Annotated in this window: 29 protein-coding genes and 1 pseudogene; 19 read left to right on the plus strand and 11 right to left on the minus strand. The window is 69.9% G+C overall.

From position 1 onward, the window contains the following. Window positions 1–5: 5 nt before the first annotated feature. The gene (locus ACGF4C_RS07195; protein WP_393563983.1) at window positions 6–332 is read right to left on the minus strand and encodes a hypothetical protein; all 327 of its coding nucleotides are present in this window, start codon (window positions 330–332) and stop codon (window positions 6–8) included. Here ACGF4C_RS07195 and ACGF4C_RS07200 point away from each other — a divergent pair. The 3 genes from ACGF4C_RS07200 (at window position 319) to ACGF4C_RS07210 (ending at window position 2,745) form a co-directional block, all read left to right on the plus strand. Then, complete coding sequence (locus tag ACGF4C_RS07200) at window positions 319–1,227, plus strand: S8 family peptidase (protein ID WP_393563984.1); 909 nt, start codon at window positions 319–321, stop codon at window positions 1,225–1,227. The two genes, ACGF4C_RS07195 and ACGF4C_RS07200, sit on opposite strands and share 14 nt — an antisense overlap. A gap of 130 nt (window positions 1,228–1,357) precedes the next feature. Then, window positions 1,358–1,486, plus strand: a complete 129-nt coding sequence (locus tag ACGF4C_RS07205) for a hypothetical protein (protein WP_393563986.1) — start codon at window positions 1,358–1,360, stop codon at window positions 1,484–1,486. Window positions 1,487–1,527: 41 nt separating this feature from the next. Next, window positions 1,528–2,745: a PP2C family protein-serine/threonine phosphatase gene (locus tag ACGF4C_RS07210; RefSeq protein ID WP_393563987.1), complete on the plus strand. Its 1,218-nt coding sequence runs from the start codon at window positions 1,528–1,530 to the stop codon at window positions 2,743–2,745. A gap of 33 nt (window positions 2,746–2,778) precedes the next feature. Here ACGF4C_RS07210 and ACGF4C_RS07215 read toward each other — a convergent pair whose 3' ends face one another. The 4 genes from ACGF4C_RS07215 to ACGF4C_RS07230 form a co-directional block, all read right to left on the minus strand. Then, a complete protein-coding gene (locus ACGF4C_RS07215; RefSeq protein ID WP_393563989.1) occupies window positions 2,779–3,213 on the minus strand; it encodes a hypothetical protein in 435 nt (144 codons plus the stop codon). Window positions 3,214–3,252: 39 nt separating this feature from the next. Then, the gene (locus tag ACGF4C_RS07220) at window positions 3,253–3,759 is read right to left on the minus strand and encodes a hypothetical protein (RefSeq protein ID WP_393563990.1); all 507 of its coding nucleotides are present in this window, start codon (window positions 3,757–3,759) and stop codon (window positions 3,253–3,255) included. A gap of 96 nt (window positions 3,760–3,855) precedes the next feature. Continuing rightward, window positions 3,856–4,404: an SRPBCC family protein gene (locus tag ACGF4C_RS07225; RefSeq protein WP_393563991.1), complete on the minus strand. Its 549-nt coding sequence runs from the start codon at window positions 4,402–4,404 to the stop codon at window positions 3,856–3,858. Window positions 4,405–4,479: 75 nt separating this feature from the next. Further along, a complete protein-coding gene (locus ACGF4C_RS07230; RefSeq protein WP_393563993.1) occupies window positions 4,480–5,076 on the minus strand; it encodes a TetR/AcrR family transcriptional regulator in 597 nt (198 codons plus the stop codon). 242 nt (window positions 5,077–5,318) lie between these two features. On the opposite strand from ACGF4C_RS07230, the gene ACGF4C_RS07235 reads away from it, so the two are divergent. From ACGF4C_RS07235 to infA, 6 genes are all read left to right on the plus strand, one after another. Then, complete coding sequence (locus tag ACGF4C_RS07235; protein ID WP_393563995.1) at window positions 5,319–5,735, plus strand: hypothetical protein; 417 nt, start codon at window positions 5,319–5,321, stop codon at window positions 5,733–5,735. Next, window positions 5,732–7,330 carry a caspase domain-containing protein gene (locus tag ACGF4C_RS07240; RefSeq protein WP_393563997.1) on the plus strand — a complete coding sequence of 533 codons (1,599 nt, stop codon included), beginning with the start codon at window positions 5,732–5,734 and terminating at the stop codon, window positions 7,328–7,330. Before ACGF4C_RS07235 ends, ACGF4C_RS07240 begins: the two co-directional genes overlap by 4 nt. Before the next feature lie 293 nt (window positions 7,331–7,623). Beyond that, window positions 7,624–7,836 carry a hypothetical protein gene (locus ACGF4C_RS07245; protein WP_030410179.1) on the plus strand — a complete coding sequence of 71 codons (213 nt, stop codon included), beginning with the start codon at window positions 7,624–7,626 and terminating at the stop codon, window positions 7,834–7,836. Window positions 7,837–7,870: 34 nt separating this feature from the next. Beyond that, the gene (locus ACGF4C_RS07250; RefSeq protein WP_393563998.1) at window positions 7,871–9,562 is read left to right on the plus strand and encodes a DUF6895 family protein; all 1,692 of its coding nucleotides are present in this window, start codon (window positions 7,871–7,873) and stop codon (window positions 9,560–9,562) included. 231 nt (window positions 9,563–9,793) lie between these two features. After that, window positions 9,794–10,591, plus strand: a complete 798-nt coding sequence (locus ACGF4C_RS07255; protein WP_393564000.1) for a GNAT family N-acetyltransferase — start codon at window positions 9,794–9,796, stop codon at window positions 10,589–10,591. A gap of 86 nt (window positions 10,592–10,677) precedes the next feature. Beyond that, on the plus strand, window positions 10,678–10,902 hold the full coding sequence (infA, locus tag ACGF4C_RS07260; protein WP_030410176.1) for a translation initiation factor IF-1: 225 nt from the start codon (window positions 10,678–10,680) through the stop codon (window positions 10,900–10,902). A gap of 126 nt (window positions 10,903–11,028) precedes the next feature. Here the strand turns inward: infA and ACGF4C_RS07265 are convergent, their stop codons facing one another. Further along, window positions 11,029–11,238 carry a hypothetical protein gene (locus ACGF4C_RS07265; protein ID WP_393564002.1) on the minus strand — a complete coding sequence of 70 codons (210 nt, stop codon included), beginning with the start codon at window positions 11,236–11,238 and terminating at the stop codon, window positions 11,029–11,031. 128 nt (window positions 11,239–11,366) lie between these two features. Here ACGF4C_RS07265 and ACGF4C_RS07270 point away from each other — a divergent pair, with 128 nt between their 5' ends. The 3 genes from ACGF4C_RS07270 to ACGF4C_RS07280 all read left to right on the plus strand — a co-directional run bounded on the left by ACGF4C_RS07270 (window position 11,367) and on the right by ACGF4C_RS07280 (window position 14,970). Then, on the plus strand, window positions 11,367–14,285 hold the full coding sequence (locus ACGF4C_RS07270; RefSeq protein ID WP_393564004.1) for a tetratricopeptide repeat protein: 2,919 nt from the start codon (window positions 11,367–11,369) through the stop codon (window positions 14,283–14,285). Between the two features lie 76 nt (window positions 14,286–14,361). Then, window positions 14,362–14,643 (plus strand): hypothetical protein, encoded by a 282-nt coding sequence (locus ACGF4C_RS07275; RefSeq protein ID WP_393564006.1) that lies wholly within the window; start codon window positions 14,362–14,364, stop codon window positions 14,641–14,643. A gap of 108 nt (window positions 14,644–14,751) precedes the next feature. Beyond that, a complete protein-coding gene (locus ACGF4C_RS07280) occupies window positions 14,752–14,970 on the plus strand; it encodes an EF-hand domain-containing protein (protein ID WP_201808806.1) in 219 nt (72 codons plus the stop codon). A 79-nt stretch (window positions 14,971–15,049) separates the two neighbouring features. On the opposite strand, the gene ACGF4C_RS07285 is transcribed toward ACGF4C_RS07280, so the two are convergent. Beyond that, window positions 15,050–15,784: a sulfite exporter TauE/SafE family protein gene (locus tag ACGF4C_RS07285; RefSeq protein WP_393564008.1), complete on the minus strand. Its 735-nt coding sequence runs from the start codon at window positions 15,782–15,784 to the stop codon at window positions 15,050–15,052. A gap of 463 nt (window positions 15,785–16,247) precedes the next feature. Here ACGF4C_RS07285 and ACGF4C_RS07290 point away from each other — a divergent pair, with 463 nt between their 5' ends. After that, window positions 16,248–17,837 (plus strand): IPT/TIG domain-containing protein, encoded by a 1,590-nt coding sequence (locus tag ACGF4C_RS07290; RefSeq protein WP_393564009.1) that lies wholly within the window; start codon window positions 16,248–16,250, stop codon window positions 17,835–17,837. 111 nt (window positions 17,838–17,948) lie between these two features. Further along, on the plus strand, window positions 17,949–18,458 hold the full coding sequence (locus ACGF4C_RS07295; protein ID WP_393564011.1) for a hypothetical protein: 510 nt from the start codon (window positions 17,949–17,951) through the stop codon (window positions 18,456–18,458). 119 nt (window positions 18,459–18,577) lie between these two features. Here the strand turns inward: ACGF4C_RS07295 and ACGF4C_RS07300 are convergent, their stop codons facing one another. The 3 genes from ACGF4C_RS07300 to ACGF4C_RS07310 form a co-directional block, all read right to left on the minus strand. Continuing rightward, the gene (locus ACGF4C_RS07300; RefSeq protein WP_393564013.1) at window positions 18,578–19,078 is read right to left on the minus strand and encodes a DUF3291 domain-containing protein; all 501 of its coding nucleotides are present in this window, start codon (window positions 19,076–19,078) and stop codon (window positions 18,578–18,580) included. A 31-nt stretch (window positions 19,079–19,109) separates the two neighbouring features. After that, entirely contained in the window at window positions 19,110–19,817 is a 708-nt protein-coding gene (locus ACGF4C_RS07305; protein ID WP_393564015.1) for a helix-turn-helix transcriptional regulator, read from the minus strand. Window positions 19,818–19,971: 154 nt separating this feature from the next. Beyond that, complete coding sequence (locus ACGF4C_RS07310; RefSeq protein ID WP_393564017.1) at window positions 19,972–21,213, minus strand: MFS transporter; 1,242 nt, start codon at window positions 21,211–21,213, stop codon at window positions 19,972–19,974. Between the two features lie 129 nt (window positions 21,214–21,342). Between ACGF4C_RS07310 and ACGF4C_RS07315 the strand changes: the two genes are divergently transcribed. Then, window positions 21,343–22,314: a LysR family transcriptional regulator gene (locus ACGF4C_RS07315; protein ID WP_393564018.1), complete on the plus strand. Its 972-nt coding sequence runs from the start codon at window positions 21,343–21,345 to the stop codon at window positions 22,312–22,314. Window positions 22,315–22,404: 90 nt separating this feature from the next. Beyond that, on the plus strand, window positions 22,405–22,911 hold the full coding sequence (locus ACGF4C_RS07320; RefSeq protein ID WP_393564020.1) for a carboxymuconolactone decarboxylase family protein: 507 nt from the start codon (window positions 22,405–22,407) through the stop codon (window positions 22,909–22,911). Window positions 22,912–23,010: 99 nt separating this feature from the next. Here the strand turns inward: ACGF4C_RS07320 and ACGF4C_RS07325 are convergent, their stop codons facing one another. Then, window positions 23,011–23,844 carry a dienelactone hydrolase family protein gene (locus tag ACGF4C_RS07325; protein WP_393564022.1) on the minus strand — a complete coding sequence of 278 codons (834 nt, stop codon included), beginning with the start codon at window positions 23,842–23,844 and terminating at the stop codon, window positions 23,011–23,013. Window positions 23,845–24,012: 168 nt separating this feature from the next. On the opposite strand from ACGF4C_RS07325, the gene ACGF4C_RS07330 reads away from it, so the two are divergent. The 3 genes and pseudogenes from ACGF4C_RS07330 (at window position 24,013) to ACGF4C_RS07340 (ending at window position 26,646) form a co-directional block, all read left to right on the plus strand. Next, window positions 24,013–25,044 carry a GlxA family transcriptional regulator gene (locus ACGF4C_RS07330; protein ID WP_393564024.1) on the plus strand — a complete coding sequence of 344 codons (1,032 nt, stop codon included), beginning with the start codon at window positions 24,013–24,015 and terminating at the stop codon, window positions 25,042–25,044. Between the two features lie 255 nt (window positions 25,045–25,299). Then, window positions 25,300–25,461, plus strand: a pseudogene (locus tag ACGF4C_RS07335) (FAD-dependent oxidoreductase); the annotation flags it as partial. Window positions 25,462–25,479: 18 nt separating this feature from the next. Further along, a complete protein-coding gene (locus ACGF4C_RS07340) occupies window positions 25,480–26,646 on the plus strand; it encodes an NAD(P)/FAD-dependent oxidoreductase (protein WP_393564531.1) in 1,167 nt (388 codons plus the stop codon). Window positions 26,647–26,946 lie beyond the last annotated feature (300 nt).

Here is a 26,946-nt window from a genome sequence, read left to right on the forward strand (position 1 = left end):
CGCACCTACCGCCGGAACCGCCCGCCGCCTGCGGTCGTCTTGTGCGCTGACTGTGTACGAAGCAGGGATATGGGGGACGTGGTGACGCGGAACGTGACGAAGGCCGGTCTCATGGTGGTGGCCATGGTGACGGTGCTCGGGGCCTCGGCCTGCGGCGGGGAAGCCGGCGCGGCGGCCGGCGGGAGCGGCGGGACGCACCCCGCGCACGGGAAGGCGAAGTCCATGTCGCCTTCCGGGGACGGGACGTCGTCCAGCGGGGACCGGGCGTCGTCCAGCTCGGCGCCGGTGTCGCCCGGCACCCTGGGGAAGTTGTCCGGGATGGCGCGGACCACGGCGTCGCCCCTCACCCGGCACGTCCCGTGGAACCTGGATATTCTGGACCAGCGGTCGCGGCCGCTGAACGGGAAGTTCACCACCACCGCCACGGGCAAGGGCGTTCACGTCTATGTGATCGACACCGGGATGGACGTCGCCCACAAGGAGTTCGGCGGACGCGCCCGCCTCGGCGCCGACTTCGTGGGCCCGAAGGACTCCGGTGACTGTTTCAGCGAGGCGGGGACGGGCCACGGCACGTTCGTCGCGGGCATCATCGGCGGGGCGCGGTACGGGGTGGCGCCCAAGGCGGAGCTCGTACGGGTCCAGGGCATCCAGTGCGAGAGCGAGGGCGGCGGTTCCCCGGCGGCGGCCGAGGCGGCCTTGGTGAAGTCGGTCAAGTGGGTGACCGCGCACGCGCAGAAGCCCGCGGTGGTGAACATGTCACTCAACCTCGACCACCGGTCGGCGGCCCTGGAAGCCGCGGTGAAGAAGATGGTCGATGCCGGGATCCCGACGGTGGTGTCGGCCGGCAACTTCCATGACGACGCCTGCAAGCACTCCCCGGCCGGCGTCCCCGGCACCATCGTCGTGGCCGCCGCCACCTCCAACGACCGCGTGTGGAGCGACGGCGGTTCCTACGGATCCGGTTACGGACGGTGCGTGGACCTCTACGCCCCCGGCCAGAAGGTGACCGCCGCCCTCGCCGGCGGCGGCACGACCACGGAGACCGACGGCGCGACGTCCTGGGCCGCGCCGCATGCGACCGGCGTGATCGCGCTGTACCTGTCGGCCCACCCGCATGCCACGGCCAACGAGGTCCACGTCTGGCTCGACCACACGGCCACCCGCGGTGTCGTGCGCGGCGTCCGCTCCGACACTCCCAACCGGTTGCTCAACACCGGCGGCCTCTGACCCGCCCCGGCCGCCCCGGTCGCACGGCCGCACGGTCACCCAAGGGCCGGCCTCACTGGAATGGCGGACGCAAGTTGCGCGGCCGGCCGGGCCGGCCCTCCCCAGTGCCTGATGACCTCCCCAGTGCCTGATGAGGACCGGCCAAGGGTGGCCGGCGCACGAGGTGTGCCCGGTCGAGCTCGGCTCACCGCCCCTGGCCCCCGCTCTCGCCCGCGCCCTCGCCCTCGCCGCGGCCCGCACCCGGCGCGATCATGCCTGACGTGAGAGATTGGGATCGGTGTGAGAGCGGGCACAGAAGGGGTGATCCCCGTGTCGGACCTACCGCACGCGTCCGCCGGTCCCGACACGGCCGTCGACGAGAACCAGCTGGAAGAACTGATCGTCGAGGCACAGACAGCCCTGCCGTTCGAACTGCCCGGCCTGGCGAACCGGTGCGCCTCGGCCCTCGGCCTGGACGCCGCGCTCCTCTACCTCGTCGACTTGCAACAACGGCTGCTCATCCCGCTCGACGAGGCCGCCGAGCCGCTGCCGGTGGACCGCTCGTCGGCCGGCTGGGCGTACCGTACGGTCTCCCCGCGGGTGGCCGAGGCCGACGACGGCGTGATCGTCTGGCTGCCTCTGGTCGACGGTGCGGAGCGGCTGGGCGTGCTGGCGGTGCGGACTGCCTCGCTCAACGGGGCGCGGATGCGCCGCAGCCGGATGCTGGCCCATCTGCTCGCCATGCTGATCACCTCCAAGCGCGCCTACAGCGACTGGCTCTCGGGCCTCGCCCGCACCGGCACCATGCGGTTGCCCACCGAGATGCTGCGGGCCTTCCTGCCACCCCACACCGTCGGCAGCAGCAGGTGCGTCTCGACCGCGGTCCTGGAGCCGGCGTACGACGTCGCCGGTGACGCCTACGACCACTCGGTGGTCAAGGACGTGCTGCACACCATGATCGTCGACTCCATGGGGCACGATCTGGTCTCCGGCCTGACCACCTCGGTCGCCATGGCGGCGGCACGGAACGCCCGCCGCGGCGGTGGCGACCTGTCCGACGTCGTCGGCTCCGTCGACCAGGCGCTGGCCCAGTGGCTGCCCGACCACTTCTGCACCGGCGTGCTGTGCCGGCTCGACGCGGTGACCGGGGTGCTGCAGTGGGTCAACTGCGGTCACCCGCCGCCGCTGCTGATCCGCGCCAAGCGGGTGCTCGGCGGCGTGCTGGACAGCCCCCCGCAACCTCCGATCGGTCTGGTCGGCCAACTCGCCCCGGCGGCCCGGAAGGTTTACGAGACGACACTGGAACCGGGCGACTGCGTCCTGCTCTACACCGACGGTGTCGTGGAGGCCCGCGACGCAGACGGTGCGGAGTTCGGCCTCGACCGGTTCACCGACTTCATCATCCGCTCCTCCGCCGCCGGTCAGCTCCCGGCCGAGGTGCTGCGGCTGCTCATCCACGCCATCCTCGATTACCAGCGCAATCAACTGCGGGACGACGCGACCATCCTGCTCTTCGAATGGCGCCCGCAGCACCGGTGACGCGGTGTTGCACCGAGCCTCGCACCGCCCCCGTCAGCAGTTGGGTACCCGGTCGGGGGAGACCGCGCCGCCGTCGCTCATGATGGACGTGCTTGCGTCGATATAGCCGGATCCACCGTCGTAGGAGATCTTGTACGTCGCGCCGTAGCCGAATCCGGTCGCATCCGTTTTGCCTGGCGTGTAGCACTCGACCGTTACCGGCGTGAGCGTGGTCAGATCGGCGATCGGGCTCTGGCCGCGGGGGTCAGCGTCCGGCCAGACGGAGACCTTGTCGTAGTTGCCGATCTTTCCGTCGACGCCGCACCCTGTCAGCACAGCCGTCGCCAACCCGGCTGCGGCAACCGACACCACCACGCTCCGTTTGCGATTCACTCGTGCCCCCGTTCTTCCGCCCGCGCGGAATCCGTTGCGTGAAACACCTGCGAGTTCGATGCCCTGCCCGTGGCAAGGCCGCACCTTGTCGTTCAAAGCCTGTGGCGAGTTCGAGGTCCGAGGGGGAGCTACAAGCTAGTCACCCCCTCCCCCGCCACAGGAGGAGCCGCACGAGGAGCCACACGACGAGCCACAGGACGGGGTGGTACAGCCGCCGCCCGGATGGGGCCGCCGCCGGCACCTCGCCCCCGTCGGGACCAGTGCGCTCGGCGGCACCGTCCACAGCTCCTTGTCCGCGCTGAACCCCGCCTCTTCGATCAGGGCCACGGTCCGCAGGTGTGCGCCCGGGTCGTGATCGGGGGCGTCCGGCCCGTCGGGGTGGTGGTGTACGAAGTGCCCGAGTCGGGCGCACAGCTTGGCGTACAGCGCCGTGTGCAGAATGAGGGCGTGCCATCCCTCGTCGACCAGGCGCGAAGGCCGGATGGACGTCGTCGGGAACTTCGTGGCGGCCACGACGAACTTGAGGGCTTCCTCCACGACGCACCTGGCCGTAGGTGCGTCCATGCCGGGGTTGTTGTCCATGACCGTTGCGACGACACCCCTGAACGCGTCAGGAGCGAGCAAGTCACGTACTTCGCGCATGTCGTGTCTTCCTTCCTGGTGTGTGTCCTCCGGTGCCCGCCTCGGCCGTTCGACCTGCCGGGTTGGATCCGGCCGGGGCGGGAGTCGCCTCCTGGGTCAGCCCACCGGCCGATCACTGCGCTGCGAGCTGTCCGCCACGCTGGGCCCGGGTGATTCCAGATGGTGTTTGAGGCGCTGCAGTGTGGTGCCGATGTGGGTGTGGTTGACGCCGATGCGGTCGGAGACCCCGGTGATCAAGACGGCGAGGGGAAGGAACCACAGGGGCACCCGCATCCAGGTGGTCTCGGTGACGGTGCAGCCCTTCGCCGTGGGTGCGATGTCGTACTGCCAACGGGAGATGGGGACTCCGAGCGGCGCCGTCACCTCGTAGGCGAAGCGCCGGCCCGGATCGGCATCCGTGATACGGCAGGTGGTGACCCAGCGACGCAGGCCGTTGCGGTTGTGGCCGCGGAAGCGGGCGCCCACCGCCGGTGCGGTGGCGCCGCCCAACCAGTGGACATGGTGGGCCTCTTCGGCGAGACGGATCATGACCGGCGGATCACTGACGACGCGGTACGCATCAGCCGGGGTCGCCCTGACGGCCACCGTGCCCGTGGCTGCGGGGTCCGGGAATCGCGGAATGCGCGACAGGCGCAGTACGGGCATCGGAGCCTCCTCGACTGATGTAATCATTGATTACATCAGTGCGCGGAGGGGCGGTCAAGGCCCCACGGAACGTGGTCAGTTGGCGATGCCGAAACCCAAGGTGTCCAGCACCTGCACGGCCAGCTGCTCCGCCTGATCCGGCGGCAGATACCCGTCAACGATCATCTGGGACAGGCCGTAGACGATCGCCTGACCCGCCAGACCCACGAGCGCGGGATCGCCGGGACGCAACACACCGGCCTTCTGGTCGGCGACGATGATGTCGGCGAAGGCCCGCTCGATGTCGGACAGACGCTGCTGCAGTTCGGCGGGCCGACTGGCGCCGAACACCCTGGTCTTGAGCAGCTCGAAGCGGCGCGGGTAGCGGATCGCGTAACGGACGAAGCCCAGGCCGAATGCGCGCATCCCAGAACCCTCGACGTCTGCGACCATGGCGAGCTGCCACCTCTCGAAGTCGGCCAGGATGCGGTCGGCGACCGCGGTCAGCAGCGCCTGCCGGTCCGCGAAATGCCGAAACGGCGCCCCTGGCGACACCCCTGCCCGGCGCGCGACTTCACGTACGGTCACATGCTCCGTCCCGCGCTCGTCCAGGAGCTCGATGGCCGCGGCGGTGAGCGCAGCGGGGAGGTCGCCATGGTGATAACCAGCGCGTTCAGTGGACTTGCCCTTCATGCACGCAGTGCTACCACACGCGTGCTCGCGACTGTCCGGCGCCCTGGTGTGGTGTGGGTTCACCGTGCCGGTGGCGGGCGGCGAGGCGGAGGTCCGGGGCGGGGAGAGGGAGCCGTCGGCGAGCGTCGACCGTGACGGGGAAACGGGACCTCGGCTCCCCCTGATCGTGCCAGGATGGCAGCGGCCACCTGCCGTGGCCACCGCTGTGCGGGAGACGGATGGGGCTGTGGGGAGATGCCGCCATGGGGGAACTGACACTGACCGTCCACGCGCCGGATACCGAGGCGTGCTTACGGGCGCTGCACCAGTGGCTGTCGGCCGAGCACGGGCTGCGCGGCCGGGTGCGCCGGCGGCACACTCCGCCGGCGCCCGGCCACATGGGCGGCAGCGCGGACGCGCTGACCGTCATCCTGGGCTCGGGCGGCATCGTGGGGCTGGTCGCCCCGCTGTGTGCCTGGCTCACCAGCCGTCGCAGCGACGTCGCCGTCACGCTGGAGGCGGACGACGGCCGTAGGGTCACCCTCGACGTCAAACGCGCCACCGACGAACGGGCGGTGATCCGCGAGGCGCAGGAGGTGTTCCGTTCGCTCGCCGAACGGCCCGAAGCGCACCCTGACGGGCAGGGATCCGGCGCGCACCCCGCGGGGCGCGGGGAATGAGCGGGCACACGGCCGGTCCGAGACTTCCGCACGGCCCCACCAGCCGGGCCGTGCTCATCGGAACCAGCCGCTTCAGCAGCGCCGACCTGCCCGACATGCCGGCCGTGGAAGCGAACCTCCGGGCGCTCAAGGCCGCACTGACGCACCCCGCGCACGGTCTGCTGGCCCCCGAACACTGCCGCGTGGTGTCCGACCCCGCGGACCAGGCGACTGTCGGCGCGGCGCTGAGCTGGGCGGTACGGGAGGCGGACGACCTCCTGCTGGTCTACTACGCCGGGCACGGGGTGTTGGACGACGACGGGCTGCTGCACCTGGGCCTGCGGCACACCGACATCGACCAGGCCGGCTTCTCCGCCGTCCCGATCGAGCTGGTCAAACGCAATGTGAGCGACGCGCGCGCCGCCTACCGGGTGCTCCTGCTGGACTGCTGTTTCTCCGGTCGGGCGATCTCCGCGATGTCCTCGCCGGCCGGACTGGCCCTCGGGCAGCTGGAGATGGCCGGTACGTATCTGCTGACGGCGTCCACGAAGACGACACCGGCCCACGCGCCCCAGGGCGCCGCCCACACCGCGTTCACCGGGTCCCTGCTGACCGCCTTGGCCCGTCCGGCCCCGTTGACCCTCGACGAGATCCACGCCCATGTCGACCGCGAACTGCACGGCCGGGGGCTGCCGCGGCCGCAGCGGCGGGCGGCCGGAAACGCGGGGTCGCTGGCGCTGGTGCGGGGCTGGTCGGAGCGGGCGGCGGGGCCACCGCGACCCGAGGCCCCGCCCCGGCCGTCCGCGCCGCCACCGCCACCGCCACCGCCACCGCGGCACGCCCCGGAGGCGGGAGTCTTCCACCTCGGCCCGCCGGCGCCCGCTCCCGTACGCCCCCGCCGCCGCGGCGCGGTGGTCGCGGCCGCCCTGGCCGGTGCGGCGACGGTGCTCCTTGCGGTGTCGCTGGTCAAGTGGCTGCCGGGCACTGTCGCGGACGATGACCACGGGGCCGGAGGCAAGGCGGGGCCGAAGGGCACTCCGACCACCCAGCACGGCAAGGCACCGTCGCCCGAGGGGGCCAAAACGCCGATCGCGGCATCGCCCAGCACCCAGCCGTCCCACCGCACACCGTCCGAGCCGAAGGCGGTGTACCGCAACAAGCGCCTGGTGGTCCCGGGCCCGTCGTGCGGCCTCGGCGGCGATCAACTCCTCGACCTGGACAACGCCACGGTGGCGAAGGGAGACCTCTACGGCGGTGCGAACGGCAACGTCGATCTGGTCTACGGCGGTTGTCTGGGCGAGGGCGGCGGCACCGCCGGCGGCATCAAACTCAACGACGCGTCCGCGGTGCCCCGGCTCGGCCAGGCCGACCCCGGCACCTCCACGGCAACTGCCTGCCGCGCCGCGGCCAACGAACGCGCCGTCCCCCTGCCCGTCTTCTCCAAGGACCTCGCCGCCGGGACGGTCTGGTGCCTGATCACCACGGACGGCCGAGTGGCCAAACTGACCATCACCAAGGCCGGCGTGCCGTATGGCCAGGGCTTCATCGGCAGCGGGGCGGGCAATCCCACGCTGGAGCTGATCGCTACGTTGTGGGAGAAGGCGGAGGGGGCGTAAACAATTCCGGCCTGCGACAGCCAGGTTCAAAGGCGATCAGCTCGGACGACCACACCGTCGGACGCCCGTCCTCGCCCGGCAGTTGGGACATTTCCGGATCCGCTGAAAACACCGACCGGCCGGTCACCCTTCGGGAACGTTGAGCCAACCGGGTGAATTCTCCGTGGGTTACACGTGACTTACCTGGACCTATCGAATCGTCCCTTTTCCGGGACAGCCAAAAGTCGTGACAAGTCCATCGTGTAAACGCGACACTCGTTATATCCATCCGCACCACTCCGAAGGAGTAACCCATGTCCTGTCCTCCCCCTCCGGTCGATGCCCGAAAGGCGTTAGATTTCCTGCGGACGAGCGGACTTGTCGACCTCCGCATTCCGCTGGAGCAAGTCGTCGACCAGGTCAGCCAACTCGACGACGTGGCCGGCTACGTACTCGCCTGGGAGCGATATGTCCTTGTGGTCGCCAACCAGGTCGCGGAGTGCGACGACGGCGCTGCGGGCAACTGAGCCATTGACTGCGCCGACCGCCGGGAGGCATCCGATGGACACGACGCACCCCGGTGACGGCTCGTCACAAAGGCGCGCGGTGGAGACCCGGGCAGTCGCCTGGCTCGCTGCGCGCCGGGGTCTCATCGATCCGGCCGAAGCCGCAGCCGGCCGGGTTCTCTTCGCCCGTAAAGCCCTTATCGAGACCGCATTCCTTGTGGGGCTTCGCGCGCGCCTCGACCCGGAGCCATTGGACGGTCACTACACGGCCCTGCTGGATCAGGTCGAGGAGATCGCGGCTCGTCCCTCCTATCGAGAGCTGATCGCCCGGGACGAAACTGCCCTTCTGCTGTACGCGGGGACCTATGCGGCACTTCGGCTCTGCGGACGCGACGACCCGGAGTTCCGGCAACTCCTCACTCAGGCCGCGGCCGGCGGATACGCGACGGTCTTCGAGCGCATCCCATACCGGCAGCTCGATCTGCTGCACACCCTGGAGCTGTGCGGTGTCCCGCACTCGCTGCCGGCCATGGACGAGGTCCTGCCTTTCACCTTGCTCTGCAACAAGCCGAATGTCGTCAAACTTTCCGACCGCGACATCTACGCCGTCACCCACACGATCTTCTACGCCACGGATTTCGGTCTGCGCGAGCCGCATTGGCCCTCGGACTTCGATCCGGGCGCGGCGGTGGAACTGCTCGAAGCACTCCTCGTTCTCACCCTCGACCAAGGGAATGCCGACCTGGTGGGAGAACTTCTGTGCTGCCTGTTGTGCCTCGGGGTGAGAGACTCCGCGGAGGCCCGCCGGGCATGGGAGTTCCTCGCGGCGGCGCAAGAGGCCGAGGGGCGGGTCAATGGGCCACCTGGCGTGGTCCACCCCGGACTTGCCGACGGCGACGAGGCGTACCGGCACTGGGCGACCGGCTACCACACCACCATCGTCGTGGCGCTGGCCGCGCTCCTGGACCGCAGCCCCAAGGTGCTGCGCAGGCAGCGACCGTCCGCACCGGCGCCCCGCCTCGACGTGGCGCAGCCGCTGCGGCGGGCAGTGGTGTGGCTGGCGGACACCGGTCGGCGCCACGACCCGGCCGGATGTCTGCCGGCCGCAGCGGCTGTCGCGCATGCGGCCGAGGCTCTTGGCGAACCCGAGCTCGCTCGGCCCCTGCTCCTCGATTTCTCCGAACGTCTCGCGGACGCGGAAGCGGAGGTGTGGCAGGGCCACGGGATGGAGGTGGTGGGTGAATTCGCGTTCGGCCTGCGGGCGCACGGCATCACCTGCCCGTCACTCGACAGCTTCTTCAAGTCCACCGCCGCCGCCGTCGAACTGCTCGACAAGGTCCCGCCACAGGCGGCCTGCAACGTCCGACGCCTCGCCGGTCTGGGCCTGATAGCTCCTCAGCGTGCGGCCGAACTGATCGACGCCGGAGCCGACGGGCCGCCCTCCTTGCCGGAGACGTCCGCCGCTGACTTGCTCGATGCCTGCAAGAAGTACCACCTGGGGCACATCGCCGGCATCGTCCGGGACGCGGCCCGTGCCGGGCGGGCAGAGCACCGCATCGCCCGCGACGCCCTCGCCTTCCTTCTTGCCCAGCAGAGCTCCTGCGGCGCCTTCGGCCGCCCGGCCTGCGACGATCCGGCAATCCGCGAACGCACGATGCTGTCGTGGACCCAGAGCATGGTCACCACCCTGGCCACCGTGCACACAGCCTGCGGTACAGCCGTCGCCGCACCCCAGAGCCGCACCTGACTGGGGCATCCCCATTGCTCGTCCGGTCCGGGCGGCCGACCGTGCCCCCGTAAATGGGTTGGGCCCCCCGAGCCCCGCTGGTACCGTCTGCGCAGCCGTGAAAGAACGCGAGGAGGTGAGACCCATGAAGGCTGTATCCGTATGGGTGCTCCCGCTTTTCGTCACGGTGGGCGATTGACGTAGGTGTCGCCGGGAGCGCCTCAGACAAGGCACTCCTGAGAGGCAACACCTATGAACATTGCGCATTCCACTCCGGGCCCGGACCACCACGCAGTCGTGGTCACGCGGGCTTCGGACATGCAGTGGCTGGCCGTGGAGGACGACCGGGAGGTCGGCCGCGGCGACGCTTCCCGCCGACCCGACGGCCGGCTCTTCATCAGCATCGACGCGTGGCACGGCGCGGTCTTCGACCGTATCGCCGACGCAATGCTGGCGGACCTGCCGACACCGCTGTACGCCGTCGTCGACGAGGCCGATCACGATTCGCGGTCCGCCTGGGAGCGGGCCGGCTTCGCCGCCGCACGTCGCGAGTGGGGCTACCGCGTGCCCACCGCCCCGGAGGTCACCGGGCTCGGCTCGGTGCAGCCCCCGTCCGGCGTGACGATCGTGCCTGCCGGCAAGGCGGAGGAGGGCCCGCTGCGCGCCCTGGACCGCATCGTCCGCGACGAGGTCGAGGCCGCCGTCGGATGGCAGACCATGCCGGCCGAGGTGCTCCCCCGCCCGGCGGGGACCACCCTGGTCGACCCGTCGAAGTACGCGGTGGCGCGGCACTTGGACCGGTACGTGGGATTGGTCCGGGTGGCGCCGCTGCCCCGGCAGCCACGGATCGGCCTGATTGCCGTCCGCGCCAACAGCCACCGTCGCGGCATCGCCCGGGCGTTGCTGGCCCACACGCTGGGTTCGATGCACCGCGCCGGGACCGCTTCGGCATGGGCCGAGGTGGACGAGTCCAACGCGGCGGCCACCGCCCTGTTCGAGAGCATCGGTGCCCGGCGCGCGGCCGGCACTCTGGAGCTCGTCCGCCGTTGAACTCCGCCACACCGCACCGCACTTGTTTCTACCGAATACCACGCCACAACCGAATACCACGCCACAGAAGAGAGAAGTGAGAGATCATGACGAAAACAGCAGGGGGCGTAGAAGTCGAAGGCACCGTCGTCGAGTGCCTGCGCAATGCCACCTTCAAGGTGGAGCTACAGAACGGGCACACGGTGCTCGCCCACATCAGCGGAAAGATCCGCAAGAACTACATCAAGATACTCCCCTACGACCGGGTGCTCGTGGAGCTCAGCCCCTATGACCTCACCCGCGGCCGGATCCGCTACCGCTACCGGTCATAGCGAAGAGGTCGGCCGGTTCGATCCGTAGCGACGCCCCGCGCGTCCGGACGGTCCAGCACCGTCCGGACGCGCGGCGGCGCGGGGGGGGACCGGTCCTGGTGCTGCGCGGCCGATGTTCTACGGCGGTCATCCGAGGAGGTCGCTGACGGTGGTCGTCAAGAGCGCCAGCAGCGACAGGGTGGCCGCGAAGGCCATCCCCGCCCGGCTCACGGCCGCTGCCGGGGATGCGCCTTCCCTGCGGGCGAGGAAGCCGGCGGTCACGGCCGTGAGCACGGCGATGATCACGGCAACGGAGACGGCGAGAACGGTGACCGCCACCACAACGGAAATGGGCACGGCAGGCTCCTTTTCGACTGCTTGTACCGGGGACCGATGCGGCGACTTTGCCCAATCGCCTGTGCAGCAGGGTTCAGCCGTACGAAAATGAACAGATCCGTACGGTGGCTCGGGGGGAGCGACGGGGAATGGCGGATGTTGAGGTGGCGGCCGACGACGGTGCGCAGGCGCTGGGCCGCCTGCGACAGATTCTCAAGGCCCGCATGGGTGCCCGCCGCGAGGGCCTGACCACCAGCACCCTGGCAAAGAAGGCGAAGCTGGGCAGGACGACGGTCAGCAACGCCCTCAACGACGGCCATCCGCCGCCGTCCTGGGACACGGTCGCGGCCATCGCGGGGGCGCTGGGCTTCAGTGACGAGTTCATCGAGGGAGACCTGTACGAGCTGTGGTCGAGCACGGCCTCCGCCAGAGCCACCACCTCACGGAAGCCTGATCCCACCGTCCCCGTCAGCAACTTGCGGGGTCTCAGTCCCGAGCCGTTCGTCGGGCGTGAGACGGAGCTGGTCCGCCTGGAAGCGTTTCCCTGTTCCGGCATGGGACTGCCGCCGGTGACCGTGCGCGGTATGGGCGGGGCCGGCAAGACCACGCTGGCCCTCCACCACGCGTGGGCGCAGAGGGTGGCCGGCCGGAACCCCGTGTGGTGGATCGACGCGATCGGCCCCGACGCGATCGAGGCCGGCCTGGCCGGGCTGGCCGGTGAGCTGGACCGGGACATCGGGCAGACGTTGCCGGTCTCCGAGGCGGCCGCGTGGGCGGCGCACTGGCTGGAGGCCCGAACCGACTGGGTGCTGGTCTTCGACAACGTAGCGGACAGCGCTCATCTCAAGCCGTGGCTCGGAAGATTGACGACCGGTCAGGTGCTGGTCACCACCCGGCACACCCTGGCCTGGGAGCGGGGCAGCCAATTCCTGGACCTCGGTCCTTTTGACTCCGAGCGTTCGGTGGCCCTGCTCAAGGAGCTCACCGGCCGCACCGACGAGGCAGCGGTCGCTGCACTGACCGAATTGGCCGTGGAACTGGGTGACCTTCCGCTGGCGCTCAGGCAGGCCGGGGCCTACATGGCGCAGACCGCGGTGAAGCCCGACGATTACCTCACCGAGCTGCGCAAGGGCCTGGCCGGGGTGCTGCCCGAGCCGCCCGTGGACGACGAGCAGCAGAAGACCATCGCCCTCCTGTGGTCGGTGACACTCCTCACGCTCCGGCTCAGCCACCCCGACGCGGTGCTGCTGCTGCGCGTTCTCGCCTACTGCGCACCCACCCCGCTGCCCCGCACCGTGCTCGACGGTGCCCTGCCCTCACGCCTGCGCGTGGCGGAGGCACTGGGCGTGCTCGCCGCCTACAGCCTGGTCACCCTGACCGCTGACGAGGTCACCGTGCACCGGCTGCTCCAGGCGGTCCTGCGCGCCGAAGCGGGCGGCCGCCGGCCTTCTCCCGACCCGACCAAGGCAGCTGACGCCAGCGCGCTTGCGGTCGCTCTGCTGGACGACGCGGCGCCCGCCGAGGCGACCTCGGGTGACGTCACCGGCTGGCCGCTCTGGAAGCGGTTGCTGCCGCACGTGGAAGCCGTCGTCGCCCACCGGAACGGTCTCGAACCGCTTCCCGAACTGGCCAACTTGATGGGACGGACGGGAACGTACCTCCACGCCCGCGGTCACCTCACCCTCGCGCTGGATCTGCGCCGGCGTGCCCTGGAACTCTCCCAGCGTCTCCACGGTCCCAGGCACCCCGACACCCTGACCCACAGGAACAACCTCGCGGTGACTCTGAGCGAGGCCGGCGAGTACGCAGAGGCCGAGCGCATGCTCCGGGAGACGTTGCTGATCAGCCAGGAGGTCCACGGAGAGCGGCACCTGAACACGGCGGCCTCACTCGGCAATCTGGGACATGCGCTGACTCATCTGGGCCGCCACAGAGAGGCTCTCGCCCCCTCCGAGACGGCCCTGGAAATCGTCCGTGACGCGTTGGGCGAGGACCACGTCGAGACCGCCTCCCGTCTGGACAACCTCGCCGTCGTCCACACCTCCCTCGGGCACTACCAACAGGCCCTCGAACTCGGACAGCGGGCCCTGGAGATCACCCGGACCACCCTCGGCGACGACCACCCCGACACCGCCATCCGCCTCGGCAACCTCGCCGCCGCCCACACCTCCCTCGGGCACTACCAACAGGCCCTCGAACTCGAACGGCGGGCCCTGGAGATCACTCGGGCCACCTTCGGCGACGACCACCCCGACACCGCACTGCGGATGAGCAACCTCGCCACGACCCTCCGAGCAATCGGGCACTACGACGAGGCCCTGGGCTATGCAGCGGACGCCGTGCGCATCACGCAGCAGGCATACGGGTCCAGCCACCTCGACACCGCCGTCCGCCTGGGCAATCTGTCCCTGCTGCGCACGGCCAAGGGCGAATACGAACAGGCGCTGGCCCTGGACAGGCAAGCGCTGGACATCACCCTTGCCGTGCTGGGCAAGGACAACCCCGACACCGCGCTACGGCTGTGCAACCTCTCGCAGAGCCTGCGGCGTACCGGAGAGCTCCAGAAGGCTCTGGAACACGGACAGCGGGCGATGGACATCGCCACGGCCACCATGGAACCCGAGCACCCCGAACTCCCCGTCTTCGCCAACAACCTGGCCACGACCTACGACGAACTCGGCCGACACGAAGACGCATACCGCCTGAAGACGGAAGCACTCAGCGCAGCCGAAAAAGCCCACGGCAGGGATCATCCCGTCTGCGCCAATTACGCCAGCAATCTCGTGTACTCGCTGCACCGACTCGGCAGATACGAAGAGGCGCTTCCGCACGCTCGACGCGCGGTGGCCCTCACCACGAAGGCCCAGGGCGTAAACCACGCAGAGCTGGCGGTACGCCTGCACAACCTCGCCCAGACCCTGCTCTCCCTGCACCAACGGCAAGAAGGCCTGGCTCTGGAGCGGCAGGCCCTGGAGATGGCCGAGACGGCCCTCGGCCCCACGAACCCCACGACTGCGCACATCCGCCGCAGGCTCGACGCCGCGACCGACGACGAACGAACGCCCTGAGACAGCACCGATCCACCGTCCGGGTTCCGGCCCCGTGCCACGCCCAGAGCACAACCCGGGTGCATACCCTCATGGGATGGACCGTTATGAGGGCCGGGCCCAGCTCGCTTGGTGGGCCAATCGCTCCACCTGCCTGGCACAGTTCCCCGTCCGGGTCGCTGCCGCACCCGACGGCGACGGCTGGACTGCTGTCGTCTCGCCGCCGCTTGAGCATGACGCACACGAAGCGCTACAACTGCTGTTGGAGAGCGATCCGGTCTGCACCCTTCGTACCTCAGACGGCTTCGTCACGACAGTCACGGCGGAGCACTCCGGCGACCTCACCCGTCTCCGCCTGAACACCTTTCCTGATACCTGACGAGTCGCTCCCGGCCCGCAACGGCTGGGCAGGTCGGGCGCCTCCCTGTTGCTCCGGGCGGACGGATAGTGTGGGTCCGTCAGTGAAGATCACAGAAGGGCGGAGCACATGGCAGACATCGTGGAGACGGCGGCGCGCAAGGTCTTCGAGCGCTACGACGTCGACGGGGACGGCCAGGTCACCGCCGACGAATACCGCAAGGTCGTCGCGGAGTTGGAGGGCTCGGAGATCACCGAGGCGCAGGCACAGGAGCTGATCGACTCGCTCGACACCAACGGCGACCGCCAGATGTCCTTCGAGGAGTTCTGGGCGGCCATGAATGGCTGACACTGCCGGGTCCGGCACACCAAGCCTGCCGGACCCGGTCCGTCACCCCAACCGCCGCGAGGGCCGACACCAGTGAGCGTCATGCCCTCTCCCACAGCCCTTTGACCAGCACGGAGAACCCACCGGCCAGGGCCAAGGCAAAGATGAGCCGACGCACCCCCCGCTCCCGGGCCCTCGGGGCAAGCGCCCGGCCGATGAGGGCGCCCGCCACCATGGCGGCCACGGCCACCGACCAGGCCGACCCACTCAGCCGTGGTACACCGTTGACGGCCACCGAGAAGACGTTCACCGCGATTCCGTAAAACTGCGCATTCGGCACGAATTCGCGGATCGACCATCCCGCGTTCATGGCGTACAGCGAGTACGGTGGCCCGCCGACGCCGACGGCGGAGTTCATGAAGCCACCTATGGCTCCCGCGGTCACGGCGCCCCGCGTTCCGATCAGAGCCGGTATGCGCGCGCCTGCCATCACGAGAGCCACGGCAAGCGTCACCAGCGTTCCGATGCCGGCCAGCAGTACCGGTTCGGGCAGCCGGGCGGCCGCCCATGAGCCCGCCGGAACCGTGCACGCGGAAGCGATGACCAAGGGAACCATGGCACCGATCCGTACCCGTCGCCACCCCGTGGCGAGTCCGCCGATGCTGATGACTAGGGCCGCGCAATTCGCGAGCACCACTCCCTGCGTCGGACCGAGCAACAGAACAAGTACGGGGACCGCGATGAGCGCGAAGCCCATACCGGTCAGCCACTGCACCGAAGCAGCCAACACGACCGTGCCACCGAGCAGTAGCTCGGCCACTCCTGCGCCAGCCACAGCAGACTCCTACCGTCACCCGGGTGATCGTGGCCATCCTCGACAGCGGACGGTCCCCAACGCAACGGCCTGGCAAGCAAGTTCCCTTCGGAAGCATCGGCCAGATCCCACCCGGCCGCCTCGCCCACCTCTCCGGTCCCACGTCGCCCGTCAAGCCACGTCGATCACGGCCGGATTCCCCACCCCCGCACCGTAAACCGATTATCGGAAATATCCCGCGACCTTTAAATGCTTTCCCGGGGACGCTATTCTCCGTTTGCGTGTGTATTCGCCGGCCCGAATGGCCGGTTGACTGCTCGCTGTTTGCCCATGCGGCGGAGCAGACATTTCCAGGTGCGGGATAAAGATCGTCCCGCCTGTTTTGGGGAGTGTCATGTTCGCCTTGGCTTTACGATCTCCGGAGCCTGCCCGGACACCCGGCTCGACATTGAATGCCGCGTTTGCTGCAGGTGCCGTCATTCCCGTGGGAAACACCCCCCAGGGAATCACCCTCTCCCCGGACGCGGCCCGCGTGTATGTGGCCAACCGGGGCTCGAACACCGTGAGTGTGATCGACACCGCCACCAACACCGTTGTCGACACTATCGCCACGGGGGCGGGTCCCGCCGACGTGGCGATCAACCCCGACGGCACCCGGGCCTACGTGACCGTCTTCGACGACGGTCTGGTCAGCGTGTTCGACCTCGCCTCGGACACCCTCGTCACGGACATCCCCGTAGGCGCCGGAGCGACCATGGCGGCGGTCACCCCGGACGGGACGCGCGTCTATGTGACGCGGCAGACCACTGACACGGTGAGTGTGATCGACACCGCCACCAACACCGTGACCGGCACCATCACGGTCGGGGCCGGGGCGACCGGTGTGGCCATCACCCCGAACGGGACCCGGGCCTATGTGGCGAGCTTCTCGGGTTCCGTCAGCGCGATCGACACCGCCACGAACACCGTCACCGACACGATCATCGCCGGCGACGTCCCCATCCTGCTGACGGTCAGCTCCGACGGGGCCCGCGTCTACGTCACGAACGCCGGCAGCTCCTCGGTGAGTGTGATCGACACCGCCACGAACACCGTCACCGACACCATCGGCGTCAGCGCCCAGCCACGCTTCCCGGCACTGAGCCCCGACGGCGCCCATCTGTATGTGGGCAATTCCGAACCGGACACGGTGAGTGTGATCGACACCGCCACCCGCACCGTCGTCGAGAACATCAGCGCGGGAGGCGGCCCCACCGGCATCGCCGTCTTCCCCGACGGGACACGCGCCTATGTGGGCAACGCCAATGCCGGCACCGTCGGGGTCATGATGACGACCGTGATCCCCGACCAGGGGCCCACGTCAGGCGGCACCACCGTCACCCTGACCGGTCATCACCTGGCCAACGCCACCGCCGTGCGCTTCGGCACCGCCAAGGCCGTCATCACCGCCAACACGGCGACATCGGTGACCTGCACCGCCCCCGCCGGCTCCGGTGCCGTACCCGTGACGGTCACCACCCCGGGCGGCACCGGCACCCTCGGCTCCTTCTACTACACGCCGGTGCCCACCCTCACCGGCATCAGCCCCGACGTCGGCCCGGTCTCGGGCAGCGACCAGGAGATCGTCCTCACCGGCCGCAATCTCGCCGGAGCGATCGACGTGTACTTCGGCACCACCCGGGCCGTCATCCAACGCGTCTCCGACACCCAGGTCACCGTCCGAGCCGCCCGCGCCCCGGCCCCGGGCGGCGTCGCCGTCACCGTGCTCACCAGCGGCGGGAGCGCCGACGGCCTGACCTACACCTACGTCGACCAGTCCACCGTCACGGGCGTCAGCCCCAGCACGGGACCGACCAGCGGCGGCACCGAGGTGACGATCACCGGCACCGGCCTGAGCCACACCGAACAGGTCACCTTCCACGGCAATCCGGCGCCCTTCGCGGTCATCTCCGACACCACCGTGACCGCCACATCCCCGCCCAGCGCCACCGAGGGCACCTTCGACGTCACCGTCACCACCCCCGGCGGTACTGCCTCCGGCGCGTTCACCTACGTTGCCGGGCCCGGCATCTGACGCAGGCCATGCCGACCGCCGCGCGCAATACCGGCTCCGGCAGGAAAACCCTCAGGACACCTTCAGGCACCTAGCCAGATGCATTTTCCTTCCAGTCCCACAGGAGAAATCGTGCGTCACTTCAACTTCAAGCGCATCACCCTGGTTGCGGCCACCGGATTCGCGGCCCTTCTGCTCTGCCCGCACCCGGCGTCGGCCGCGACCGGTACCGGCGGCGACCACTATCCTCCGAGAGAGGAAGTGTTCCAGCTGACCGCGCAGCAAACGCAGGGCAATTTCATCGACGTGGACGGGTCGTCCGGCCCCAGCCAGGGAGATGAGTTCGTCATCAGCGGGAATCTCCTGCGCGGCAGCGTCACGGTCGGCACCTACAGCGAGATCTGCACGCTGACCCGCACCGCCCCCGCCGACGAGTTCGACCTGCAGTGCGCGGGCGACCTCGCCCTCCCCTTGGGACAGCTCACCATTCAGGGCCGGTTCACCGTCACGTCTGCCGGCCCCGGCAACATCGACCTCGCCATCACCGGCGGTACGGGGCGCTACCGCACAGCGCACGGCACCGTCCACGGCGACAGCGTCAGCGACACGGAAACGCACCTCACCGTGCACCTGATCCGCTGACCGGGCGGAAGGCACAGGGCGGCCCCCGGGCAACTCCGGGGCCGCCCACAGGCATGGGGACTTCACCGGGCGCACCGATTCGACCTGCCGCTATGCCCTGAGGTCCTGCCAGTCAGTGCCTAGGGCTGTCCCTGCGGCACGGTCCGAAGGTGCTGGGCGGCCTCGGCGGCGGTGTAGGAGGTGGCGAAGGTGAACGCGCGCGGGGACGGCCCGTTGGCCCTCAGGTGCGCCAGCCGTTCCAGGGCCTCGTCTACGGTCGGGAGGTGGCCGGCGGGCACCCACCAGAGCACCAGGTGTGCCTCGACGTGCCGTCCGAACCATTCGCGGCGCCGCCGCATCGCCTCCAGGTGCCCGCTGCGGTAGGTGAAGTCCCACAGCGCCTCCGGGGTCTCCCACACCGTCAGGTTGACGATGACGTCCTCGCCCGCCGGGCGCAGGGCTGTTGCGTCGGCCGCGCCTTCCTCCACGAGCCGCCACACGAAGCCGGGCGCGCCGTCGGCGGCGGCGTGGACCGGGTCGAGCATCTCGACGAACGGGGCCATGCGCGGGTCGTCGAGGGGGAACAGCAGCTTGGCGATGTTGAGTTGGGCAAGGTGGGCGGCATGCGCGGATGCAGTCATGGCCACATCCCAGCACCGGCCCACTTCTATGTCAATCAATATTGTTTTTAGAACTCTCGACCACCACACAGCACTCCCCCGGCCGGGCGTCCATGCGGGCGCGGACCGGACCTTCGGCGCCGAGCAGCCCCTCCAACAGTGCGAGATTCATGCCGCAGACGAGCGGCGGAAAGCGCTCCGCGACGGCATGGAAGGGGCAGTTGCGCATCCGCACGACCGCCGCGGCTTCTCCGGCCGCCTCCTTGGCACCTTCGGCGCCCGGGATGCCCGCGGCGCGTTCCAGGTGTGGTTCGTAGCCCCGGGCGGCCAGCATCGCCATGGCCTCTTCGAGGTCGCCGCAGGGCGCCGCCGAGCCGCGCAGGGCCTCGCCCCGGCGGCGCGCGGCCGCGCAGAGCCCGGCGTCGAGCCCGGCCTGCTCGGCGGCCTCGGCAAGCAGTTCGGCGGCGGTGCGGTAGTCGCGGGCGGGCAAGGACACCGCCCGTTCAGCCCGCGCCCGGGTGTACACCTTGGCGGGACGGCCCGCCCCCGGCCCCGAGCGGCCCGTCAGCCGGCGGCTGCCGCTCTCCAGCAGCCCAGCCTCGGTCAGCCTGTCCAGGTGGTGCGCGGCGAGCGTGCGCGCCACCCCGGCCGCCTCGGCGGCCTCGTTGCGGCCGACCTCACGCCCCTGTGCCACTACGTACTCGTACAAACGGCGCCGGACCGGATCCTGCAACGCCGCGATCGCGTCGATGTCCTCCACCCGGCCATTCTAGGAACAACGCAGGTAGGAGATAGAAGGGCGGGGCACAGCCCTCTCCGGGCCGCACTCGACCCGCCGCAGGGCGAGCGGGGCCTTGCGAGGAATTGCAGTGAGATGCGATGAGTTGCGGTGAGATGGGGTGAGTTGCAGTGCGTCATGCGGCCGGAGCCTCTTCGGCCGGCACAGCGGATTCGGGGGCGGAGAAGTGTGTCCGATCGGGGAGCAGGAGCGGGGTGGCGAGCAGGAGAACGCCGGAGAGGGTGATCGCGGCGAGGGGGCTGGTGAGTGTGGCGAGGATGCCCCAGATCACCATGAGAGTGGCCTGTACGAGTTTGCTGCTGACACTCCAGGTGCTGAGGACCCGGGCGGCGTGGTCCATGGGAGTCCGTTGCAGGCGTTCGGTGGCGTAGATCGGGTTGAAGATGCCCATGCAGGTGATCAGCAGGCCCTCGACGATGATCACGGTGAGGAGGCCGGGGATGCCGGGACGGACGAACGCGAGACCGAGCGGGAAGATCGATCGCAGCCAGCCGGAGGCGGTCATGACCCGGTGCCGGCCGTAACGCTTCACGAGGCGTGCGGAGAGGCGGGCACCCACGAAGCCGCCGAGTGCCGGGATGCCGAAGGCAAGACCGTACTGCCAGGCCGGGAAGTGGTATGCGCCCAGCAGGAGCACGGCCAGGAGTGGGACGGTGGCCATGATGAGGCCGCTGACCAGGATCGAATTGAGGAACAGGCGGCGTAGTACACGGTCGCGGAGGATGATCCGCCAGCCGCCGAGAAGGTCGGCTGCGCGCAACTTGGTGGCCGGGTCGCGGGGTGCCGCGACGTCGCCGCCGCGGATGCGCAGGACCGCGAGCGCGGACAGCAGGTAGCTGAGGGCGTCGGCCATGACCGTGACGACGGGGCCGAGCAGCCCGACGAGCGCGCCGCCCAGGGGCGGGCCGGCCGCGGTCGCCACCCAGCTCGTGCCCTCGAACCTCCCGTTCGCGGCGAGGAGGTGTTCGCTGCGGACGAGGTATTTCAGGTACGCGCCGGATGCGGCGGTGAAGGCGATGCCTGCGGTGCCGGAGATGACCGAGACGACCAGCAGGTGGCCGTAGGACAGCAAGCCGAGGAAGTACGCGATCGGAACACTCGCCATCCCGAGGAACCGAGCCAGGTCCATCGCGATCATCACCGGCCGCTTGGCCCGGTGCTCGACCCACGGCCCGAGCGGGAACGCAACGATGGCCGCGACGGCAAGCCCGGCCGCCTCCAGAAGCGACACCGCGAACGCCGGCGAGTGCAGCACTCGAACCGCAATGAGCGGAAACGCTCCGAAGGCTATCCATGTGCCGTACGCGCTGACCGCGTACGCCGACCACAACCAGCCGAAACCGGACCCCGACTTCATGCGCACATCACTCCTCCGGAAACAACCGATATTTGGGCCCCTGCATCACATCGGCTACGGAGGACCAGGATCAAACAACCACCTTCCGTCGAGCCACAACGATCGGTTGGGTGGGCATAGGCTGGATTCATGGATACCGAGGCAGTGCGATCGTTCGTCCGGGCGGCCGAGCTCGGACAGTTGCAGCACGCGGCCGACGAGCTGGGTGTGACCCAACAAGCGATCTCGAAGCGGATCGCCACCCTGGAGCGCGAGCTGGCGGTCCGCCTGTTCACCCGTACCGCCCGGGGGGTCCAACTGACCCTGGACGGCCAGGCGTTCCTCTCGCACGCACGGAGTATCGTCACAGGCGTCGATCGCGCCGTCACCGCGGTCAGACCGGGCTCGCGAGCCCTTCGGATCGACGTTCTCGGCTTCCGGACCGCGCAGGCCGTCCTGCTGCACGACTATTGGCGGTCGCATCCCGAAACCGACCTCGACGTGGTGACCCTCAGGGTCAACGACCCGCACGAGGTGGCCGCCGCCGTCCAGGCAGGCGATCTCGACGCCTCGTTCCGCACCGTCACCGATCCGGCCACGCTGCCGCGCGATGTGCAAATGATCCGCGCCTTCGACTGCCCACTGGAACTCCTCGTCGGTCCCAGACATCCGCTGGCCTCCGCACGAACGCTGACACCGGCCCAGCTGCGCAAGCTCCGGATCTGGGTGCCGGGTATCGCACCCCGGAGCGAATGGGGCGAGTTCTACGACCAGCTCGCCACCGCATTCGACCTCCGCATCGACGCGGCAGGCCCGAACTTCGGTAATGAGGTGCTCCTCGACGCCCTCGCGGACTCCGCCGACGTGGCCACCCTCGTCAGCGCGCGCGACCGGTACATCTGGCCGACGAATTACGACCTACGCCGCATCCCGATCGTGAACCCGACGCTCGCCTACCCGCTCTCCCTCATGTTCCCCAGAACGAGTCCGCACCCGGGGCTCCGGGCGATCATCAACCACTTCGCAACCCTGACACCGGTCCCCGAGCCGGCCTGGCTTCCCTCCTGGGCACGACACCATGCCGCAGCGCCGACGACATCGCGCACACCAGACACTGAGTGAAAGTGAAGCAGGAGGTCTCCATCGGTCACATTTCTCTGCCGCGCTCCGTCAGGGCAGTGACAGCAACACGAAAGCCCTGAGGAGATGGTGATGGAAACACGTTCGATCATGGCGGAGATCCCGATGGTTCCGCGGATGACTGAGGACCCTGCGCAGCTCGTACCCGAGCTCGCGGCGGTGTCGGGGGCGCTGTTCAAGCTCACGGGCAACGGTTCGGTACCGCGCGCCACGATCAGTCTGGTCCAGCTGCGGGCAGGCCAGATCGTCGGCAGCACTTACCTGACGGTTCTGCACACGGGCTTCCTGCGCAAGGCCGGGGAGTCGGAGGAGCGCATCACGTCGTTGGCCTCCTGGCAGGACTCGCCGTACTTCACCGGTGCCGAGCGTGCCGCACTGGCACTTGTGGAAGCCGTGCTCCAGCCGTCCGCGCACGGTGAGCGGGTCTCCGACGAACTGTATGCCCAGGCAGCAGAACACTACGAGGCCAAGGCGCTCGCCACCCTGATGTTCGCGATCGGCCAGGTCAATTTCTTCATCGCCGTCGCCCTCATCGCCAAGCCGGTGCCCGGCCGGTCGTTCACCGACCCGTGGAATTGATACCGCCTGGGTAAAGGTGGCCCGTTCGGATCCCGTGCGGGATCCGAACGGGCCCACCCGCACCACCATGGAGCGCCGACCGGTACGTCATGGGCCCGGTCAGCTGGCGGGTAACGGTCGGTTCCCGTGCGGGTGCAGGCGGTCGGTGAGGAAGGCGAGGATCTCGTCGCGGGCCCGGACCGTGGGGTGGCCGGCTTCGTCGACGAGATGGGCGGTGACGGCGCTGTGCGGGGTGCCGACCAGGTCGGCGAAGAAGGGCGGCGGGGCCGGGTTGGCGGCGCTGTCCGGGAGGACGCGCCCGTCGAAGGCGTCGCCGAGCAGCGCGCGGTAGGCGGCGAAGCGCTGCCCCGTGCACCAGCGGTCGCCCTCGAAGCGGTAGGCCAGGACGGTGAGTCCGTCGCGGTCGAGCCGGTCGCGCACCGCGCGCGCGTCCGCCGGGTCGAGTTCGAGTCCGGCGGGGTCGTCGAGCGGCAGCGACGGGTGGTTGACCACCGGGGCGATCACCGCCGGCTCCAGGGCCATGGTGAGGGCGAAGTTGCCGGTGAAGCAGAGGCCGATCGCGCCCACCCCCGGCCCACCGCACGCGGCGTGGGCCTGCCGCGCCAGGCCGCGCAGCCAGAGCGTCACCGGGCTGGTGCCGCCCCCGGCGAAGGCGCGGAACTCCGCGCTGACACAGGCGCGGCGGACGACCTCCCGGCCGCCCTCGACCGTGGGGAAGGCGCCGTCCGTCCCGAACAGGGAAGGCACATGGACGGTGAAACCGGCGTCCCGCACCCAGCGCGCGAGCCGCAGGACGTCGGGGCTGATGCCCGGCATCTCGGGCAGCACCACGACCGCGGGACCGGCCCCGGCCACGTACACCGTCTTCTCCACCCCCTCCACGGCCACGCTCCGGCGGGTGAAGTCGGTGATCGCATCGTCGTCGTCGCTCATGGGGCCAGCCTCGCCCGGGGGCCGGCCGCCGGGTGAGGGGCCAGATCGCCAAGGCCAGGGGTAATCTCGCCACACGCGAGACAGGCCGGCGGTACGCGGTCGGCGACCCGGACACGGGGACGCGGGGACACAGGGACGGGTCCGGGGACACGAGGGGGTACGGGAGCGATGGCGGAGGCGGCGCGGCAGGTTGAGGACGGTGCGGGGCCAGGCGCCGGACCGGGTGCGCTGCGGGTCGGGGTCCTGGCGTACCCGGACTGCTTCGCGTCCGAAGTCTTCGGTGTCCCTGACCTGTTGACGATGGCCGGGCATGTCGCCGGACCGGGCGCGCCCCGATACCAGGTGTCGGTCGTCTCGCCCCGCCGCCGGGTCACCGCCTCGGGCGGCGCGAGCCTGGAGGTGCGTCCCTTGCGCGAGGTCGACGTCCTCGTGGTGCCGGGCTTCGAACTGCGACCAGGCACAGACCTCGATGCCCGGCTCGCCCGGCTCTCCCCCGAGATCGCGGCGATCCGTGCGCAGGCGGCTGCCGGCACCGCCGTCGTCTCCCTCTGCGTCGGTGCGTTCCTGCTCGCCGAGGCCGGGCTCCTCGACCGGCGCCGGGCCACCACCTCCTGGCTGCACGCCGGCGAACTGGCCAGGCGCTGCCCGGACACCGACGTGCGGCCCGAGCACCTGGTCGTCACCGACACCGGGGTGACGACCACGGCCGCCTTCAGCGCCATGTACGACTTCGCGCTGGATCTGATCCGCCGGCACAACGGTGCCCAGGTGGCCCGCACCACCGCACGGTTGGCGCTCGTCGACGACGCGCGGACCTCCCAGACCCCGTACGTCGACCCGCGGCTCCTCCCCCAGCCCGGCCGGGAGTTCTCCCAGCAGGTCATGCGGGCGCTCGACCAGACCGTCGCGGAACGGTACGACCTCGCCGCGCTCGCGGACACCTTCCGGGTCAGCACCCGGACGCTGCTGCGCCGCTTCGCCGAGGAGACCGGACGCAGCCCGCTGGCCCACCTGCAGGCCTCCCGGGTCCGCCGCGCCCGCCATCTTCTGGAGACCACCGACCGCACCGTCGCCGCCGTCGCCGCGGCCGTCGGCTACCAGGACCCCGGCACCTTCGCCGCCCTCTTCGCCCGCCACACCGGCCACCGCCCGAGCGTCTACCGGGCCGCCTTCCGCCGCAGGGCCCGGGCGTCCGACTGATCGCGCCGTTGCTGCCGCCCATGGGCGGTGAGCTTGCCGTTGCTGCCTCTCGTGGGCACGGGCGCGTGGCCAGTGGCGGGATCCCCGCCAGGTTTCCGCGCCGAAATGCCACCGCCGAGTTGACGGAATCCCCAACCGCCGGTTACGCAACGTCTTCAGTGGATCACTCCCCGTGGCATACCCATGTGCCGATCGGGGCAGGTAGGGCCCCGGAGCGGTGGGCTCGGCCCGCGGCAGGGAGGGAGCAGCAGGCCTATGAGTACTGATTTCCGGCACGCGGTGGTAATTGGGGCAGGCCTGGCGGGACTTGCAGCCGCCCGTGTCCTGGCCGACAGCTTCGAGGCGGTCACCGTCATCGAACGCGACAGGCTCCCGAGTACGTCTGCGCCCAGGGCCGGGGTTCCGCAGGGCCGGCATGTCCACGGCCTCCTGGCCATGGGTGCCGAGGTGTTCGAGGAATATTTCCCAGGCCTGCGCGCCGAGTTGGGACGGGCCGGTGCGCCGGTGTGGGACTGGGGCGAAGGACTGTGCGCCGTACTGCCCCACGGCACCCCACCACCCACACCGATGGGCATGCCGATCCAGACCTTCTCCCGCCCTCTCCTGGAACATGTTCTGCGCCAGCGCGTGACGGCGTTGGAGCCCGTCACCTTACGGGACGGGCTGACCGTGACCGGCCTGCGCACGGCCGCTCCGGGCAAGGTCAGCGGGGTGCACGTCAGGGACAGCGACGGCGCGGACGCGATCGTCGCGGACCTCGTGGTGGACGCCTCGGGCCGCTCCTCCCACCTGCCGCAATGGCTGGCAGCCTTGGGCCTGCCCACCCCCCGCACGCTGGCCGTCGATGCCCAGGTCGGCTACGCCTCACGTACCTACGCCTACCCGGACGGACAGTCCCGGCCCTCCTGGATGGGCGTGCTGCAACCCCTGCGGGCCCCCGACTTCCACCAGGGCTGCTACGCGATCCAGATCGAGAACGACACACTCCACGTCACCCTGCACGGAGCCGGCGGAACCCAACTCCCGCACGACGACGATGACTTCCTCGCCTTCGCCAACAGCCTGCGCGGCCCCATCGCCGATACCATCGCCTCCCTCACCCCCACCTCCGCCGTGCGCCGCTACGCCCGTACGGTCAACCGACAGATCGCCTACCACCGCATGGCCCGCTGGCCCGACGGATTGATCGCCCTGGGGGACGCGGTGTGTGCCTTCAACCCCGCCTACGGTCAGGGCATGACCGTCGCTGCCCTCGAAGCCCGCCTCCTGGCGCAGATGCTCCACAGCCGGCGCAGCCGCACGCCCCTCGACGGGCGGGACTTCCAGAAGCGGCTGGCCCGCCTCACTGCCTGGTCATGGCTGATGGCAACCATCCCGGACCGTGCCTGGGAACAGTCGCGGCCCCGCTGGACGGTCAAGGCCGGCAACTGGTTCATGAACCGCCTGATCGACACCGTCCCGCACGACCCGAAGGTGTACACAAGCTTCTCCAGCCTGTTCCACATGACCGCGGGGCCCCTGGCCCTGGCCGACCCACGCATGCTGGCCCGCATCCTCATCGGCCCCCGCCCAGCCGGAAGCCGACGCGTCGCCACGGCCTGATCGGCAGGCGTCGAGAGCCCCGCCCCTCGCCAGCCAACGCTTCTGATTGGCGCACCGGCCGATCCCCCGACCCCGCCGCCGGTGCTCGGAAGAAAAGCCGTCGAAGGAGCGAAGTCCCCGGCTGGACGGGGGTGGCCAGCCGGGGACTGACATTGCGTGTGCCCCTCCAGCGAGCAAGGAAACCCGCCGACTGCGTCACGGGATGACTGAACCGACCGTCTACAACCACCTGAACGACAAGGAGAGCCTCTTCCGCCACACCATCGAGGCGGCAGCCGACGCCCAGACGACGGAGAACCT

It is taken from the genome of Streptomyces sp. NPDC048197, from assembly GCF_043202395.1.
Taxonomy (GTDB): Bacteria; Actinomycetota; Actinomycetes; order Streptomycetales; family Streptomycetaceae; genus Streptomyces; species Streptomyces siderophoricus.